Origin of the sequence: Acinetobacter sp. YH12251 (assembly GCF_013417465.1) — a bacterium.
In the GTDB taxonomy this organism is placed as follows: domain Bacteria; phylum Pseudomonadota; class Gammaproteobacteria; order Pseudomonadales; family Moraxellaceae; genus Acinetobacter; species Acinetobacter amyesii.
Map to the genome: position 1 here is coordinate 49,141 of NZ_VPDZ01000007.1, position 17,618 is coordinate 66,758.

The window sequence follows — 17,618 nt, forward strand, 5'->3', positions numbered from 1 at the left end:
GTCTTACAGCTCAATTTGGAATGTATGTTCTTTGGCAGGGAAACTACCATCAAGTACGGCAGTATGATACGCCTTAAACGCATCCACAATTGCTGTTTCCCCTGCTTGCTCTTTCATAAAGTTGCGAACAAATTTCGCCACGTGACTAAACGTGAGTCCCAACATATCTTGTTGAACCAAGACTTGAGCATCCGTTTCTGCACCGGCACCGATCCCAATCACAGGTGTATTTGGGAATAATTCACTAATTTCTTTACCCACTTGGGCAGGAACACATTCCAAAAGTAAAATTGCTGCACCTGCATCAACCACAGCTTTACAATCTGCAATGAGTTGATCCGCGGTTTCGCGTGTACGTGCTTGCACTTTATAACCGCCAAACACATGAACCGATTGCGGAGTTAACCCTAAATGCACACACACTGGAATACCATTACGGGTCAATACTTCAACTGTTTCTGACAACCATGCACCACCTTCCAATTTGACCATCTGTGCGCCTGCTTGCATCACGGTCTTTGAATTCACCAAAGCGTCATTCAAAGTGGCATAGGTCATAAATGGCAAATCAGTCAAAATAAACGCATGTTTATTGCCACGACGCACTGCTGCAGTGTGATATACCATATCTTCAACAGTAACAGGTAAAGTTGAGTCATTCCCTTGAATGGTCATCCCCAATGAATCGCCAATCAGAATACTATCGACTTCAGCAACTTCCATTGCTTTTGCCATGCTCGCATCATAGCAAGTCAGGCAGGAGAATTTGCGGCCTTCCGCTTTAAATTTTTTCAAGTCACTTAGACTAATCATTTCAATATTCCTCAGATGACGGCTTTCTCAAGTGGTCATACAAAAATTAAAGATGGGCCCAGTTTCCTGCATCCAATACAGTTAAATTTGGATTATTCAAAATAGGTAAATCTTTTAATGGTTGTCCTTTAATCTGTAGATTCTCATCTAAATCCAACAAAGGCTTCAACACAAAATCACGTTCTAAAACACCAACATGAGGCACCGTCAAACGTTCATTTTGAATGTGCTGTTCACCATAAATCAGTAAATCTAAATCCAGTGTACGCTCCCCCCAATGACGTAGGCGTACACGCCCCGACTCTTGTTCAAAGCGTTGCAATTCATCCAACAAGGCCAAAGGTGCTAGATCAGTTTCTAATGCAACCGCTGCATTTAAATAATTCGGCTGATCTTGTGGCCCCATTGGCGGGCTTTGATACAGTTTTGAGACTTTCACTTTTCCGAGTGTTGCAAGTTTATGCACAGCTTCACTGAGGATCTGTAGAGAATCACCTAAATTACTGCCTAAACCAATATATGTCAGCGTCATTGTGTTGGCCCAAAAATAACCTGAGTCAAATCTCGTTTCACACGTTTACGTTTTAAAATCGGATGATCTGCACCAATTTCACCACTGGCTGACGCTGCAACGATTGACACTGTCTCTAGACTATTGGCATGTGATTTAGGCTTACGTTGACGGCGACTTCTGCTTTCTGGTTCATTCACCAGCGGTTCAATTTCAACTTGCTGATGAGTAGAAGTTTTGGCTTCCACATCTTCATGCGCCGCTTTACGACGACTCTTGGCACGTTGACGATTGTATTGGCTAATTGCTCGTTCTTTTTCGTCAGTGCTCATCTGCTGATAAGCATCCCACCACTGCCCCATGCCTTGCGTGCTTGTATCGCCCGATTTTTCACGCAGCAGCAGAAAGTCAAAGCCTGCACGGAAACGTGCATGACCTGAAAGTGCTTCAATTTGCTGTGGTTTTGGACTTAGTAAACGGGTTTGCATTTCCCAAACTTCACGAATAAATGTTTCGGCAAAGCGTGGAATAATGGTTCGTGTAGCCTGACGCTTCAATACATCCAAGCCCGCTTGAGCACGCGCTTCAGCAGGAACAACACCTTTATTTAAATAGAACGTACAACGTTCTTGGAACGGGATCCACAATAACACGGCATAGAAAAATGCAGGGTTAATGGTTTTCCCAATCGAAATACGTTGATCGGTATTTTTTGCAGCCAACTCAATAAATGGCGTTACGACTGGTTTGATATCTGCAAATAATTGATACCAAATACCAAAATCGATCAGCATCGGTAAGACGCGATTGAGATGCCCCATGGTAAAAAGCTTTTGTGACTCATCGTATAAACGATGTGGAGACACATCACGCAGCAATTGAGTAAGTTCTGGAGTAAAGACATCCAGAATTTTTTGATCAATATTAAAGTTTAATTTGGCTGCAAAACGTAAAGTCCGAAGCATCCGCACAGGATCTTCTTCAAAACGTAGTTGTGGATCACCCAATAAACGCAACATTTTATGTTTTATGTCATCTACTGCATGACAAAAATCTAGCACTTCGCCTTTGCGTGGTTGGTAATACATTGCATTGATCGAGAAGTCACGACGTGCAAAGTCTTGCTCAATCGTACCCCAATTATTATCACGTAAAATCATGCCCGCAGCAGAAGTCACGGCTTTTTTAGGCGGCGCACGGAAGGTCGCAACTTCGATCAGTTCACGTCCTGAGTAGACATGCGCCAGCTCAAAACGACGACCAATAATTCGGCAACGTCGCCCGAAGACTTCTTTCACCTGAGCTGGTGTCGCATTAGTTACGGCATCAAAATCTTTAGGTGCATGACCCAACATTAGGTCGCGGACACTGCCACCCACGATATAAGCTTCATAGCCTGCCTTAGTTAAGGCATCAATCACATCTAAAATGGAAGAAGGTAATTGTGCGGTTGATAAACCACATTTGGACGCGCGCAAAGTTTGCAAAAGACGCTGTCTCCTACGTCTGAACGTAAAATTCTTAAGATGTCGCTAATGATATCTCTAACACAATCAAAGGGCAATTTGATTATCTCGATGCTCAAGCTGAGCTTAACCTAATTCTTTTTTTTACACTTCACTTAAAGTGCCAATTTTGCTTTATTTTTAGCAAACAGCGCAGGACCGATTCCCTTAACCTGTTGAATATCATCAATGCTTTTAAATAAGCCATTACTTTTACGATATTGCACAATGGCTTCTGCTTTTTTCTGACCAATCCCATGCAATGTTTGCAGTTCATCAACTGAGGCTGTATTTAAGCGTACTTGATCTGATCGGCTATTTTGCTGAGTGCTGGGTCGTGACAAATAATAGTTGGTATTGCTCGGTGCAGTTGTCGCTTTGGACTTCGAGGCCTCAGATTGCTTTTTTAATTGCTGATCTTGAGCTTGCTGCATGGCTTTCCATTCCGCGTAGCCCGAAGGGATTTGAGCAAAAGTTAAATCTGCCATTAAACCCAAAACCAAGACAAGTAATTGTGTAGAGTATTTATTCTTTAGGATGTGGTACATATTCAGCCTGTTGTTTTAATTGTTGTTTTGCCTGTTCCCACAACTGATCCATCTCAGTTAAGGACAAGTCTTCTACATGTTTTTGTTGTAATGTGGCCTGTGCTTCAATATAAGCAAAGCGGCTTCTAAATTTATGAATGGTACTTAACAGTGCCATCTCACTTGAGATGCCAATCTTACGTCCAACATTCACTAGAGAAAATAAGCAATCACCAAATTCATCAAATATTTCGTCGGATTTTTTGCCTACTAAGGCCTCTTTTAACTCCCCTAGCTCTTCCTCAAGCTTGCCATAAGCCCCTTCAATATCTGGAAAATCAAAGCCAATTTTCGCCACATTTTTTTGGATTTCATCTGCTTGGCTTAATGCAGGAGCATGTTTAACCTCATCTAATCTAGATACTGATTTCCCTACTTTTTCTTGTTGTTTAATCTGTTTCCATAGTGTTGCCACATCATCCGCATTGAGTGCTGAGAATTGCTCTGCCTGAAACACATGGGGATGACGGCGAATTAATTTATCTGTAATGGCTTGCACCACATCTTGAAAATCAAATGCGCCTTGTTCGCTATACATCTGCGACTGAAAAACCACTTGCAGCAACAAATCCCCCAGTTCATCTCGTACATCATCACTCTGACCTGAACGAACTGCCGCTTCAACTTCATAGGCTTCTTCGATGGCATAACGAGTCAAACTTTCTGGGGTTTGCTTTTGATCCCATGGACATTTTTCACGTAATTCTTTCATCACTGCTAATAATTGTTCCATGTGAACTCCAGCTATTTACTCATCAGTACATTGTTTCGATTACAGAATTTGATATGCTCAAAATTTACTCAGGGAATGAGCAACTCAATTTAAGGAAGCATAACATGCAAAGTATTTTTATTAGCGGTGCAGGACAAGGGATTGGCGCAGCAATTGCACGACTATTCATACAACAAGGCTATAAAGTTGGGCTTTACGACATTAACCAATCTCAAGTCACCTCCTTAGCTGCTGAACTCGGTAGCCATGCCAAAGCTGGCCTTTTAGATGTGACACAACCAGAGCAATGGCAAAGCGCTTTAGCTGAATTTGTTGCTTGGGCAGGTCAGTTGAATATCTTAGTCAATAATGCCGGAATTCTGTATTCAGGCAGCTTTGAACATACGGAATTGTCTGCACACCACCGAACGATTGATATCAATGTCAAAGGGGTGGTAAACGGTTGCTATGCGGCATTCCCCTATTTACAACAAAGCAATTTTGCTCGTGTAATTAACCTCTCTTCGGCTTCAGCTATTTATGGACAAGCAGATTTAGCCAGCTATGCCACATCTAAATTTGCTGTACGTGGGCTCACTGAAAGCTTGGATATTGAATGGCAAAAATACAATATTCGCGTTTTAGATGTGATGCCTTTATTTGTTCAAACCGCGATGGTGCAAGACATGGATGCACAAAGTATTAAGAAAATGGGCGTCAATCTTCAACCGAGCGATGTCGCTCAGCAAATTTATGCCTTGGTACAAAAACGGGATTCGGTCTTAATGGCCACACATACACCTGTGGGGATGAAAGCTAAATTTTTATTTAATTTATCGAAGTTTAGCCCGCAATTTGTCAACCGCTTAAGTAATATTTGGATTGCACAAAAACCCAAATAGCAACGTGTTACTAATCATTTAATTTTGCAATCATATTTGTACGCAAATTACACAAAGTTACACAATTGTCACATTTTAACAGGACAAAATTCCTTTTTTTGAATAATATTCACCCGCCCATTACTTTCGGGCGTTTATTTTCTAACAATAAAAGTGAATTATTTCATGAAAAAATTACTTGTTCTTGCAACTGTTACTTCTATTTCAATTTCTGCTTTTGCTACAACTCAATTCGCATCTTCAGAATTAAAAGCGATGGATTGTGCAACTCTTGCTGTTGAAAAAGCGAATGCTAAGCGCTCTTTAGAAGCTGCTGACAAAAACATTGCAAACATCCAAGCATCTGCTCAAGCGCCAGGCAAATCATTGAGCAAATTTGCTGGTTTAGCGGGTGGCGCTCTTGCTGCTTTCGGTGGTAACTCTGAAAAAGCTGCTCGTGCAGGCAACATTGCAAACAGCTTGGCTGGTGAGCAAGATACTTCTGATGCAGGCAACCTTGAACTTCAACAAGCGAAAAAATCTGCTGCTCAAGCAAACATCGACAACATTGGTATCTACCAAGGTTCTAAAAAATGCAAAATCTAATCTAAAGCCAGTTTAGATTGATTTAAAAAAGCCCTGTTCAGCCAGAACAGGGCTTTTTTCATGGTGATTTCTATTTCATACCGATTTATAAGACATTCAACTCAATTTTCGGCAAATGAAAGCCTCGGCAAGATTGTTCACTTTGCCATGCCACCGTCAACATCACATGCGGCAGTTGAATATTCTGATAAGCAAAAGTGCCAATGGTGGGATGGCTACACATCCCACCATTCTGCTCAGGATGACACTGCGTATTCAGTTCATTCAGGTTCACTCGAATCCCTAAACCTGACGCTTTAAGTACCGCCTCTTTGGTGGTCCAAACTTTAAACCAAAAATCAGGATCATGCTCACAGCTCTCCCAATGAAGCAATTCTTCGGGATGAAAACTGTGTTGAGCCATCGCATCAAAACGAACTTTTCGATTTAAATCTTCAATATCCACACCAATATTGGCGATTTTTTCACTGCTGGCCAATACATAATGCTGCTGGCTATGACTATGATTAAAATGAAAATGTGGCAAATCAGGAATAAAAGGCTTACCAAACGCAGACTTTGAAAAATCTGAATTTTCAACTGATCTATTAAGCCGCTGCGCAAGTAATTGATTGCGATATTGGTAAATGGCTTGTTTACGCACGGCAATTACCTCTTGACGACTCAAGCCATGTGGCTCCACAAAGAAGTTAGTAATTGCACTATATTCAAGCTGAATTTTCGCCATAAGTTATTGATCCAATATCTTTTACACTACGTCCATGACGCTATATTTTATGCGACTCTCCGACACAAAATACACCACAATACAGATGAGCGCATCGGTCCTTTGACTCGTCGAGATTTTAAAACTCAGTTTAAAAATATTTTAACCCACTTAAGAAATACTTAATATTATAAATATATTCAAATACTTAAGTATAATAAATATTTTAAATACATCTTTAATTAGATAAAATACTCTAGATTCTTATAACTTTAATTTAAAACTCGGGGTAAATCAGATGCTAAGAAAAATCACGTTAATCAGTTCACTTTGTGTCCTACCATGTTTCGCTCAAGCAGGCTTATTGGATGCAGCTGTTGCAGTAATGGGTGCCAAAAATGGCGCGATTATGGACCAAGCTGAAGCGCGTATGAATCAAAGCCGTCAAGAAGCTGCTAACGCCGTGGCTCAAGCAGACCGTGGCTATGCCTCAAATTTCAATCAAGCTAACCAAACCAACAATAGTGTTTATAGCACCAGTTATTTAAAAACCTTAGATTGCACTGATCTGAGCGTTGAACGTAAAACTTTCGAACGTACATTGGAAGCATCGCAACTGGCATTAAGCCAAGCGTCTGCACAGCAAAATAATCAAGTTTCAAAATGGGCGGGGCTTGCTGGTAACGCGCTATCCGCATTTTCAGGTCAATCTGAAACAGCGGCCCGTATGGGACAATTTGCGACAGCTTTTTCTGGCAATAAAAATACACAACAGGATAGCAGCAGCGCACAGCAAGCCATGGAAATTGCTCAAGCTAATCTGGATAATATTGATATTTACCGCCAAGCTAAAAAGTGTAAAAACTAATTTCTACATCTTTTTAGATAAATAAAGTGAAATAAAAAAGCCTGCATATCTGCAGGCTTTTTTTTCTTATCCAAACTTAGCGTTTGAATTTCTTTTCCGCTTTTTTGAACTTCTGAACATAACGACGTTTACGTGCAGCCGTACGCTCATCGATTTGCGACTTACGACCTTCAAATGGGTTATCAGAGGTTTTAAATTCAATTTTGACTGGCGTACCTTCAAGTTTATAAACTTTACGGAACACGTTTTCTAGGTAACGACGATAGTCATTTGGCGTTTTATCGACCTTGTTACCATGAATCACAATCGTCGGTGGATTTTGTCCGCCAATATGCGCATAACGCATTTTGATACGACGACCTTGAACCATTGGTGGTTGGTGCGCATCAGTTGCATCATTCAAGATCTGAGTGATTTTCGCAGGTGATACTTTCAAATGCGAAGAATCATAAGCACGGTGGATCGATGGATAAAGATCACCAACACCTGTACCGTGAAGTGCAGAAATTAAGTGAATTTTTGCCCATGGAATAAAGTCAAAACGACGTTCAACATCTAATTTACACTGTTTACGGTCATAGTCAGACATGTTGTCCCATTTGTTGATGGCAATCACCATCGCACGGCCTGCTTCAAGCGCATAACCAATCAAATGCAAGTCTTGCTCAACGATCCCTTCACGTGCATCGACAACAATAACCACAACATGCGCATCTTTCATCGCTTGTAAAGTTTTCACAATCGAGAATTTCTCGATCATTTCGTCCACTTTACCTTTACGACGTACACCCGCAGTATCGATTAATGTGTATTTACGGCCATCACGTTCAAATGGGATATATATCGAGTCACGTGTAGTACCTGGTTGGTCAAATGCAACCACACGGTCTTCACCCAACAAACGGTTCACTAGAGTCGATTTACCCACGTTTGGACGACCAATAATCGCTAAACGTAAGCCTGTATCTTTATCGTGTTGTTCTTCACTTTCATCTTCAGGCACTTCAGCCAACACTTCTTCAAGCATTTGCTGAACACCACGACCATGGCTGGCAGCCACTTGAAGTGGTTCACCCATACCCAATTTGAAGAATTCCACTAAAGCTGCTTCGGCATGAACACCATCAACTTTGTTGGCAACAAGATAAACTTTTTTACCTAGCGTACGTAAGTCACGTGCAATTTGCTCATCAGATGCCAATAAGCCTGCGCGAGCATCAACAACGAACACAATAATATCTGCTTCATTAATGGCAGTTTTTGACTGTTCTGCCATGTACGAGTCGATACCACCTTCAGTTTCGCCAATACCCCCAGTATCAACGACAATGAAAGATTTATTTTGATAAGTCGCGTCACCATATTTACGGTCACGAGTCAGACCGGCAAAGTCAGCAACGAGAGCATCACGGCTCTTGGTTATCTGGTTAAACAACGTTGATTTTCCGACGTTCGGACGACCAATGAGCGCAATTACGGGTTTCATAGATTAACCTTTATTCCAGATCAGCCAGTTTGGTCTGGTCTGAACATCAGAAAGCTTAGGAAGAATGGAAATAGGATAAATGCCTAAAATAAATAAAAACACGGGGCATTGATGATTCAATCCCCCGCGTTAAAAATACGGTTTGGCTTATTTTAACATAAGCCGCAGAAAAATTAACGGTTCTGCCAAATGCTTAATGCACCCTTACGTGTCGACACATATAATTGGTTGTCAATTACACGTAGTGAACGTACTTCACCACTGGTTTTAGAACGACCAACCAACTCACCTGTCGCTGGGTTGATTAAGTGAAGTACACCATCCAGATCACCAACCACAAGGTCTTGACCTAACATCACTGGGTTACTCAAATTACGATTAAGCAATTGGTCATTTTCCCACAATGTTTGACCAGTGGTAATTTCATAAGCCACAATTTTACCATCAGTTTGTGTCACAAAAACACCATTGCCCGCAACTTCAGGACGCTGAATGCTGCTCGCATCATTGCTCCAGATCACTTGTTGTGAGGCAAGATCAAGCGCTGTCACTTGGCCTTGGTAACTGGTGGTAATTAAAAATTGACCTGCTACAGTCGGTTCACCGTCAATATCAATGAGACGTTGTACATCTGAACGACCGTCTGACACTGCAACACGACGCTGCATTTTCGGAATACCGCTCAATGCATCAATCACATAGATATAGGCATTTGAAGAAGCGATGAGAACATGACGCGCATCGAGTGATACCGGTGCTGCCATACCACGTAAACTAAACTGCACATTTGGCAAGTTATAGGTCCAAGTTTGTTGGCCCGTTGCCACATCGTTTGCGTATACCGTACCATCATTGGTAACTGAAATAACGCGACCTGCTTGAATCAACGACGGTGAAAGTAACGCGCCGGTTAATTGCGCAGTCCACTTTTGTTCACCTGTTGCCTGATCTAATGCAAATAATTGACCTTTTGCATTACCAACAACCACAATTCCGTCAGCTGCTTCTACACCTGCAGTCAAACCTTGTTTAGAGATTTTCTTCTGCCATAAACGCTCTTTGCCTTTGTAGGCTTGAACTTCACCATTAGGATTTACGCTAAAAACAACGCCATTATCTGCATCCATACGTAAACGCAGTGGATCTGCTTCTTCAGTTGAAGCCACACTGTTTGAAAATACAGGTGCTAAAGTTTTTGCCTGTTCCAATTTTGGTAAAGGATTTGGTTTTACTTTTTCTACTTTTCCTTTATTTGCACAACCAGCCAAAGCAAGTGTTAAAACTGTCAGCGCACAGGTAATTTTGTATTTTCTATTCATTCAGTTGCTTCCACTTGTGTATCTATAATCGGACGTTCAATTTCAGGATCATCAACTAAAACGCCTACACTTTCGAGTTTAATTTGTAAAATTTGACGTTCTTCTTGTCGCTCAACCAAAGCATCCCATGCACTTTGATAAACTTTCTTTGCATTTTCGATATCATTTTTCGCAACATAGACGTCGCCACGGGCTTCATCTGCAGTCGCTTGGAAAGCAGGTTCTTTAACCGCTTCTAAGGTTTTTAATGCTTCATCAAATTTCTTTTGCGCCAATTGTGCATATGCCAAACGTAATTTCACCAATTGAATTAAGCCTGCATCATCAACTTTTGAATTTTCAACTTTTTTCAAAGCTTTTTCAGCGTTGGCATAATCCGCTTTATCATACGCCAATTTTGCCATAAGCAACTGAGTTTGAATGGCTTGTGGCGAATCTGGTGCTTCTTTTACAATTTTATCTGCAGTCGCAGAAAGTTGTGTAAAAGCGTCACCCGTCGCCGACTGAGCATCATCCATTAACTGCTGGACTTTGGCTGTTTGCATTTGTGATTCAGCCAAAGTTTTCTTCTGCCAGTATTCCCATCCGAAAAAGGCAATCAACGCAATTAAAATGCCGCTAACAATGGCAGAGCCATATTTTTTAGCAAACGATTTTAAATTATCAAGTTGTTCTTCTTCACTCAATGCGCTCATGAAATTACCTTTTTCCTTATGTTATAGGGATTATTTTGAAGAAATTTTTTCGATAATGAAGGCAACAAAGTCTGCCACATTCACTTCGTGTTGTTCTGCAATGGCTAGCTCTTTCACCAGCACTTGCCCAGCTGCTTGCTCACGTTCACCGTAAATCACAGCAAATAAAGCGCCCGATTGGTCGGCTTTTTTCATTTGCGATTTCATTGAACCTTGTGAACCAACTTTTAAGCGAATGTTGCTACCCGCTGCTTCAAGTTGATCACGAATTTGTTCAGCAAGTACCAATGCCTTACCTTGAGTTGCAGGATCTGAAACCAAGAATAGCTCACAGTCACGCACTGGGGTATTGTCTTCCACTTGTTCAAGTAGAAGAAGCAAACGCTCCATACCCATTGCAAAACCAACAGCAGGCACCGACTGGTCTGCTTTACCTTTTAGCTGACCCACTAAACCATCATAACGACCACCAGCACATACCGTTCCTTGAGAACCTAAGTGTGTGGTTGTCCATTCAAAGACCGTTTTGTTGTAATAGTCGAGACCACGAACCAATTTTTGATTGATCACAAAGCCAATACCTGCGTCAGTCAAATACTGCTGCAATTGAGCAAAGTGAGCCAACGTTTCTTCACCCATAAAGTCGTGAAGTTTTGGCGCATTTTCCAAAATGCTTTGTGTTTTTGCATCTTTAGAATCCAAAATACGCAGTGGATTCGTAGTTAGACGACGCTGTGAATCTTCATCTAAGTCATTTTTATGTGACTCTAAAAATTCAACCAATGCTGCACGATAGGCAGCACGTTCATCAGACTCACCTAAAGTATTAAGTTCTAATTGAACTTTATCTGCAACGCCCATGCGTTTCCACAAACGCGCAGTCATTAAAATCAATTCTGCATCTTGATCTGGTGTTGCAACACCAAAGGTTTCTACGCCAAATTGATGGAACTGACGGTAGCGACCTTTTTGTGGTTTTTCATAGCGGAACATTGGGCCGACATACCATACACGCGGTGTAGCACCACGAAGTAAGTTATGTTCAAGCATTGCACGTACACACCCTGCTGTTCCTTCTGGACGCAAAGTCAAAGACTCAGGCGGATTACCTTTGTCTAAGAATGTGTACATTTCTTTTTCAACGATATCCGTTGCATCACCAATAGAACGTTTGAACAGATGAGTCTGCTCCACAATCGGCAAGCGAATTTGCTGATAACCATAAGCATCCATCAGGCTAGATAGATGCTGTTCTAGACGTCTCCATGCAGGACTTTGCGTAGGGAGAATGTCATTAAAACCTTTGATTGCGACGATTGAACTCATGATCTACTCAGAAAAACTTGTGCGAATAATCTCTTTAGCTTTAGCGTCTTCAAGATCGCTAACACGTTGACGAACCATCGCTTCGATTTCGTCAACCAACTGATTTGTGTCAATTAAATGGCTCTTTTCGCCATTACGATACACCAGTGAACGCGGACTTGCACCTACTACACCAATATCGGCTTCTTTGGCTTCACCCGGACCATTTACTTTACAACCAATCACCGATACATCCATTGGGGTACGAATATCTTCTAAACGCTCTTCCAATGTTTGCATGACTTTGATGACATTAAATTCTTGGCGCGAACAACTTGGGCATGCAATAAAGTTAATGCCGTTTGAACGTAAGCCCAATGATTTTAAAATATCAAAGCCAATTTTGATTTCTTCTTCAGGCTCTGCTGCTAATGAAATACGCATGGTGTCACCAATGCCTTCCATCAACAAACCGCCTAAAGCGATAGCAGATTTGACTGAACCCGTGCGGTAGACACCTGCTTCAGTCACACCCAAGTGTAATGGGTTATCAATTTGTGCAGAAAGTAATCGGTAAGCATCCATCGTCAGAAAGACATTCGATGCTTTAACTGACACTTTAAATTCATGGAAATTTAAACGGTCTAAAATATCAATATGGCGCATTGCAGATTCAAGCAAAGCCTGACCTGTAGGCTCACCATATTTCTTTTGAATATCTTTTTCCAGTGAACCGGCATTGACACCAATACGCATAGAGATGTCATTATGTTGTGCAGCAGCTACCACTTCACGAATTTTAGCTTCTGAGCCAATATTACCCGGGTTAATACGCAAACAATCTGCACCAAGGTCTGCAACACGTAAAGCAATTTTATAATCAAAGTGAATATCAGCAACCAGTGGCACTTGCACACGTTTACGAATTTCACCAAAAGCTTCAGCAGCTTCCATACTCGGTACAGAAACACGCATGATGTCCGCACCGACGTCTACACAGCGCTGAATCTGTGCCACGGTCGCTTCGACATCACAAGTTTCAGTATTGGTCATACTTTGGATGCTGATCGGCGCATCACCACCGACATACACCGAACCTACTTTAATTTTACGCGTTGGACGGCGCTTAATTGGATTTTCAATCATTGTTCAGTCTGCTCTGTTGTCCCTTAACGTGATAAACGGAAATCTGCTTTGCCGTTTACGGTATATGGTGACAATGAAATATTTTCATTATTTAAGCTTAATGACACTGCTGTTGCATCATCCAAACGAATTTGGAATGGTGTTTCACCGTTTAAGTTGAGCGTCGATGCTTGACGACCTGTCGCCAACACCTTACCCGTCGAATCCACAATATGTACTGAAGTTGGGCTGCTGAAGGTCAATGTCAATTGATCACCGCTGACCGCTGCATTTCCACCATTCATGTCGAGGACTTGAACTTCTGAAGCGACATCACTGGTCACAGCGTCTTCATTATCGCTGCCCGAGGTCATGCCCTGAATCGCTGCCACGATCGCACCAATGACCACCAACACCGCCAATGCAATCAGACCACGTTTGATCCATTTACGATTACGGTCACGGTTAGAACCGGGTAATTTACCCATAATTTTAATCGGTGAATTGTTTAACGCGTGATTTGGCAACAAACCCGTATCGTTAGCATAAATATCATCAAAACGTTGAATGATATTGGTTGCATCAACTTTTAAATATTTGGCATAAGTGCGGTAGTAACCTTTAATAAAGGTCGCTTCAGGCAATGACTTATAATCATCTTGCTCAAGTGCAGTCAGTGTTTTTAATGGAATATTGAGTTCTGATGCGACAGCTTCAAGTTCCAGTTTTTGCGTAATACGTACTTGACGTAAATACTCACCTGGGCGTTGTACATTTCCTAATGCATTTGGAGCTACGCTCGAACCATTCGATTGCGGTGAATTAGGATTTACTTCCATACGGCCTCAGTACTGTACTGTAATTGCAAATAGCGTTGGTATTCAGGACTTTCTGGGAATAAAGCACGTAACTGGTTAACCAGTACTTGCATACCCAAATTGTCGCCATTGGCACGCGCTGTTCGAATGCCAATCCAGAGTGCACGCGCACCCTGATTTTTTTGTCCTACTGCACGTACAAATTGTTCATACATTTGTGTGGCAGCAGGGAACTGCTGATTCAAATAAAAGATTTCAGACAACTCTAACATTGAAACATAGGAATCACGATTAGCCTGCAAAGCTTGTTTGAATGATTTTTCAGCATTCGCCACATCACCCACTTTCAGGTAAATACGACCTAAATTTTCCAATGCTTTGAAACGTTGATCATAACCTAAAGTTGAACCTGCGATGCTGAACTGTTCAATCGCATCATTATAACGCTCAACTTGGTATAAATACGTACCGTAGTTGTTACGTGCTTGAGAATTTTTTGAGTCTGCTGAAATTGCACGCTTAAAATAACTATCTGCTTTTTCTAAGTTGGCTGGACTGCCTTCTCGTTGTAGTAAGACACCCATCATCATATTGGCCTGAGAATCACGAGAATCCACCTCTAAAGCCTGATCTAATGCACGTTTAGCAGAGTCCAAATCCCCTGCTTTCAGGTGTTCAACAGCCAATTGCGTTCTGATTTTTACGGCTTTCTCTGGGTCTTTTTTCCCAATCTCAGGCGTTTGACATGCTGTTAATGCCAAAACCGATGCACATAAAGCTGAAACGAAAGTGAACTTATACGTTAACTTTTTCAATTGGCTGCCTCTTTATTATCCTTGTGAGCGCAGTATCTCATTTTGCTGCGCAACTTTCTTTTTCCATTGCTCCGCACGACGAGTACGGTCAGCAACTTGCCCCACGAGTTGTCCACACGCAGCGTCGATATCATCACCACGTGTCTGACGAATCGTACACACAAAACCGGCATCAGACAAAGTTTTTTGGAAAGAAATAATACGGTTACGGCTTGAACGACCGTATGGCGCATGCGGGAACGGGTTAAACGGAATTAAATTAATTTTGCTTGGGAGGTTTTTCAACAGCTTTAACATTTGCTGTGCATGTTCAGGATGGTCATTTACACCATCTAACATCACGTATTCGATAGTCACGTGTTTACGTGAACTTTCATTACCATCTTTGGCGATATAACGCTGACACGCGGCAATCAACTGTTCCAACGGATACTTTTTATTGATCGGAACAAGTTCGTTACGTAGTTCATCATTTGGCGCATGGAGTGAAATGGCCAAGGCTACATCAATGTCTTGTGCCAATTGGTCAATTTTAGGCACTACACCTGAGGTTGATAAAGTCACACGACGCTTCGACATACCATACGCAAAGTCATCCAACATGATACGCATTGAATTCAATACGGCGTCATAGTTCAACAGCGGCTCACCCATGCCCATCATCACTACGTTGGTCACTGAACGTTCACGATCCGCAACTGGCACATCTTCCATATAAGAGAAGTTCGCCACCCAAAGCTGTCCAATAATTTCAGCTTGACTCAAGTCACGTTGGAAGCCTTGTTTACCAGTTGAACAGAATGAACAGTCCAGAGCACAGCCCACTTGTGATGAAATACACAAGGTCTTACGTGCGCCGGTTTTATCTTCTGCAGGAATGAGCACAGTTTCAACCAATGAGCCTGCACCTTCACCTACACGGAACACCCATTTACGAGTACCGTCTTTTGAGTAATTTTTATGCACCACTTCAGGCGCTTTAATTTCACAAATCTTTTCTAGTTTTTCACGCAATTTGCCTGAAATATTGGTCATTTCAGCAAAATCAGTCACGAAGAACTGATGAATCCATTTCATCACCTGCCCAGCACGGAACTTTTTCTCCCCCATTTCTTCGAAGAATTTTTCCATTTGCGGACGTGACATGCCCAGTAAATTCACTTTCTCCACAGTATTTTGCTGCGTCGGAGCGGATGGAGATTGTTGCTGTGCATCAGAAACAGCTGATGTAGCGACTACTTCAGTACTCATGTGTATTTACCTAAACCATGTCTAAAGATCAAAGGAGAAGCTCAGTTATTGAGCAAAGAATTATTCAGAGAATAAAAAAACCAGACAAGCAGTATACCACTTATCTGGTTTGAATACTTCGAATTAACGAGTACGTGGAGCGATCTCAGTTTGAGCGAAGAAGTAGTTAACTTCACGATCAGCAGATGCTACAGAGTCAGAACCGTGAGCAGCGTTTTCGTCGATGCTTACAGCGAAGTCTGCACGGATAGTACCAGGAGCAGCTTCTTTAGGGTTAGTTGCGCCAAGGATTTCACGGTGAGCAAGAACTGCGTTTTCGCCTTCAAGAACTGAAACTACAACTGGACCAGAAGTCATGAATGCAACTAGGTCACCAAAGAAACCACGTTCTTTGTGCTCAGCGTAGAAGCCTTCAGCTTCAGCTTGAGTCAAGTGTTTCATTTTAGTTGCAACGATTTGAAGACCGGCTTTTTCGAAACGAGCAAAGATGTCGCCGATGTGGTTTTTAGCAACTGCGTCTGGTTTAACGATAGATAAAGTACGTTCAATAGCCATGAGAGGCTCCTTAAGTCAATTTGACGTGAAAAATTTGCCGCATTATACCGAATAATGCGCTATTTTCTGCTTTTGCTATACAAAAAAATTGCTTTTTTCGATGTAGGGATTAACTTGCCTCATCAATCCAGGCCATCTGAATTCCCTCAAGCAGACCTTCAGTCGACTTTTCTGGGTCATCAGTGAAATTTGGCAATGCACATACCCATGCATGTAGGTCAGTAAAGCGAATCCATTGCGGATCAACATCAGGGTGAGCTTCATACAGCTCAATTGCGATATCAATGGTATTTGTCCAGCGTAAACCCATGGGTCTTCCTAACATCGTCTATAGAATGATGGCTTACTTTAACAAATTTCAGCAATTGGACGTGATAAACCCTTTTAATTTTTTTATTACCAGATTTTGCAATTGAGATCTCCACATCAAACTATAAAACCAAACCAAAAAGAGGTGCACAGAGAATAATAACAGCACCGATGGCAGCGCCTATTGCAGCACCGACTGCGACATCACTGGGGTAATGCAAACCTAAGATCATGCGGGATAATGCCACTAATAAGCTAAAGGGCAACATTAAGACCAATAACATGGGTTGAATATAGCCTAGCACTGTTGTCGCCATGACTGCATGTAGAGTATGCCCTGATGGAAAACTAAAATGATCTAGAGGGCGTTCACCTAAGCGAATCACTTGATGCACTTGGTACGGTCTTGGGCGCACAGTTTTCTTTTTGAGGAGTTTATAGATCGTGGTGCCGACGGAACCACCCAGCAACACATAGAGGATTTGTACACTGTAAGACATGCCCTGCACGATCCAAACCGTCGCCAACATAACATACCAAAACACACCATCACCAAGTCGACTCACCATTTTAAATATGTCAGCCACAACTTGTTGATGCGAAAAATGATTGAGATAAATACAGCCTTTTAAATCGAGATGCAGCATTCTTGTTTTTGCATTTTTAAAATTCATCGCTAATCTCCTATCTACAGTCAAAGCCTGACTATGTTGGGGTTGAGCTAGATTTGTGTTGTTATTTTTACAAGTTG

Annotated in this window: 20 protein-coding genes; 3 read left to right on the forward strand and 17 right to left on the reverse strand. The window is 41.8% G+C overall.

What is annotated here, in order from left to right; genetic code table 11:
* Positions 1-3 precede the first annotated feature (3 nt).
* The 5 genes from panB to mazG all read right to left on the reverse strand — a co-directional run bounded on the left by panB (position 4) and on the right by mazG (position 4,149).
* Positions 4-813, reverse strand: a complete 810-nt coding sequence (gene panB / locus FTV27_RS07430; protein WP_180020987.1) for a 3-methyl-2-oxobutanoate hydroxymethyltransferase — start codon at positions 811-813, stop codon at positions 4-6.
* A 46-nt stretch (positions 814-859) separates the two neighbouring features.
* Positions 860-1,345, reverse strand: a complete 486-nt coding sequence (folK, locus tag FTV27_RS07435; RefSeq protein ID WP_078192650.1) for a 2-amino-4-hydroxy-6-hydroxymethyldihydropteridine diphosphokinase — start codon at positions 1,343-1,345, stop codon at positions 860-862.
* Positions 1,342-2,811, reverse strand: a complete 1,470-nt coding sequence (gene pcnB / locus FTV27_RS07440; RefSeq protein ID WP_180077799.1) for a polynucleotide adenylyltransferase PcnB — start codon at positions 2,809-2,811, stop codon at positions 1,342-1,344. The genes folK and pcnB overlap by 4 nt, the downstream gene beginning before the upstream one ends.
* A 134-nt stretch (positions 2,812-2,945) precedes the next feature.
* Complete coding sequence (locus FTV27_RS07445; protein ID WP_180077802.1) at positions 2,946-3,377, reverse strand: ComEA family DNA-binding protein; 432 nt, start codon at positions 3,375-3,377, stop codon at positions 2,946-2,948.
* The gene (gene mazG, locus FTV27_RS07450) at positions 3,355-4,149 is read right to left on the reverse strand and encodes a nucleoside triphosphate pyrophosphohydrolase (RefSeq protein WP_180077804.1); all 795 of its coding nucleotides are present in this window, start codon (positions 4,147-4,149) and stop codon (positions 3,355-3,357) included. Before mazG ends, FTV27_RS07445 begins: the two co-directional genes overlap by 23 nt.
* Positions 4,150-4,253: 104 nt before the next feature.
* Here mazG and FTV27_RS07455 point away from each other — a divergent pair, with 104 nt between their 5' ends.
* Both FTV27_RS07455 and FTV27_RS07460 read left to right on the forward strand, forming a co-directional pair.
* The gene (locus FTV27_RS07455; protein WP_180077806.1) at positions 4,254-5,030 is read left to right on the forward strand and encodes an SDR family oxidoreductase; all 777 of its coding nucleotides are present in this window, start codon (positions 4,254-4,256) and stop codon (positions 5,028-5,030) included.
* A 165-nt stretch (positions 5,031-5,195) separates the two neighbouring features.
* Complete coding sequence (locus FTV27_RS07460) at positions 5,196-5,615, forward strand: hypothetical protein (protein WP_180077808.1); 420 nt, start codon at positions 5,196-5,198, stop codon at positions 5,613-5,615.
* Between the two features lie 85 nt (positions 5,616-5,700).
* Here FTV27_RS07460 and FTV27_RS07465 read toward each other — a convergent pair whose 3' ends face one another.
* Positions 5,701-6,342, reverse strand: a complete 642-nt coding sequence (locus tag FTV27_RS07465; RefSeq protein ID WP_180077810.1) for a 4'-phosphopantetheinyl transferase superfamily protein — start codon at positions 6,340-6,342, stop codon at positions 5,701-5,703.
* Positions 6,343-6,619: 277 nt separating this feature from the next.
* Between FTV27_RS07465 and FTV27_RS07470 the strand changes: the two genes are divergently transcribed.
* Positions 6,620-7,189 carry a hypothetical protein gene (locus tag FTV27_RS07470; RefSeq protein WP_111884741.1) on the forward strand — a complete coding sequence of 190 codons (570 nt, stop codon included), beginning with the start codon at positions 6,620-6,622 and terminating at the stop codon, positions 7,187-7,189.
* Between the two features lie 76 nt (positions 7,190-7,265).
* On the opposite strand, the gene der is transcribed toward FTV27_RS07470, so the two are convergent.
* The 11 genes from der to FTV27_RS07525 form a co-directional block, all read right to left on the reverse strand.
* Positions 7,266-8,675, reverse strand: coding sequence for a ribosome biogenesis GTPase Der (gene der, locus FTV27_RS07475; protein WP_078192658.1), 1,410 nt, complete (start codon positions 8,673-8,675; stop codon positions 7,266-7,268).
* 173 nt (positions 8,676-8,848) lie between these two features.
* Positions 8,849-9,994, reverse strand: a complete 1,146-nt coding sequence (gene bamB, locus FTV27_RS07480; protein WP_078189607.1) for an outer membrane protein assembly factor BamB — start codon at positions 9,992-9,994, stop codon at positions 8,849-8,851.
* Positions 9,991-10,689, reverse strand: a complete 699-nt coding sequence (locus FTV27_RS07485) for a tetratricopeptide repeat protein (RefSeq protein ID WP_078192660.1) — start codon at positions 10,687-10,689, stop codon at positions 9,991-9,993. The genes bamB and FTV27_RS07485 overlap by 4 nt, the downstream gene beginning before the upstream one ends.
* Positions 10,690-10,719: 30 nt before the next feature.
* Positions 10,720-12,015: a histidine--tRNA ligase gene (hisS, locus tag FTV27_RS07490; protein ID WP_078189609.1), complete on the reverse strand. Its 1,296-nt coding sequence runs from the start codon at positions 12,013-12,015 to the stop codon at positions 10,720-10,722.
* A 3-nt stretch (positions 12,016-12,018) separates the two neighbouring features.
* Positions 12,019-13,140, reverse strand: coding sequence for a flavodoxin-dependent (E)-4-hydroxy-3-methylbut-2-enyl-diphosphate synthase (ispG, locus tag FTV27_RS07495; protein WP_180011668.1), 1,122 nt, complete (start codon positions 13,138-13,140; stop codon positions 12,019-12,021).
* 23 nt (positions 13,141-13,163) lie between these two features.
* Positions 13,164-13,958 carry a RodZ domain-containing protein gene (locus FTV27_RS07500; protein WP_180025979.1) on the reverse strand — a complete coding sequence of 265 codons (795 nt, stop codon included), beginning with the start codon at positions 13,956-13,958 and terminating at the stop codon, positions 13,164-13,166.
* Entirely contained in the window at positions 13,949-14,752 is an 804-nt protein-coding gene (gene pilW, locus FTV27_RS07505; protein WP_078189612.1) for a type IV pilus biogenesis/stability protein PilW, read from the reverse strand. Before pilW ends, FTV27_RS07500 begins: the two co-directional genes overlap by 10 nt.
* Positions 14,753-14,767: 15 nt before the next feature.
* Entirely contained in the window at positions 14,768-16,003 is a 1,236-nt protein-coding gene (gene rlmN, locus FTV27_RS07510) for a 23S rRNA (adenine(2503)-C(2))-methyltransferase RlmN (RefSeq protein ID WP_180077812.1), read from the reverse strand.
* Between the two features lie 123 nt (positions 16,004-16,126).
* On the reverse strand, positions 16,127-16,558 hold the full coding sequence (ndk, locus tag FTV27_RS07515) for a nucleoside-diphosphate kinase (RefSeq protein ID WP_078189614.1): 432 nt from the start codon (positions 16,556-16,558) through the stop codon (positions 16,127-16,129).
* A 109-nt stretch (positions 16,559-16,667) separates the two neighbouring features.
* The gene (gene iscX / locus FTV27_RS07520) at positions 16,668-16,868 is read right to left on the reverse strand and encodes a Fe-S cluster assembly protein IscX (RefSeq protein WP_180077814.1); all 201 of its coding nucleotides are present in this window, start codon (positions 16,866-16,868) and stop codon (positions 16,668-16,670) included.
* Between the two features lie 121 nt (positions 16,869-16,989).
* The gene (locus tag FTV27_RS07525; RefSeq protein ID WP_180077816.1) at positions 16,990-17,541 is read right to left on the reverse strand and encodes a phosphatase PAP2 family protein; all 552 of its coding nucleotides are present in this window, start codon (positions 17,539-17,541) and stop codon (positions 16,990-16,992) included.
* Between the last annotated feature and the right edge of the window lie 77 nt (positions 17,542-17,618).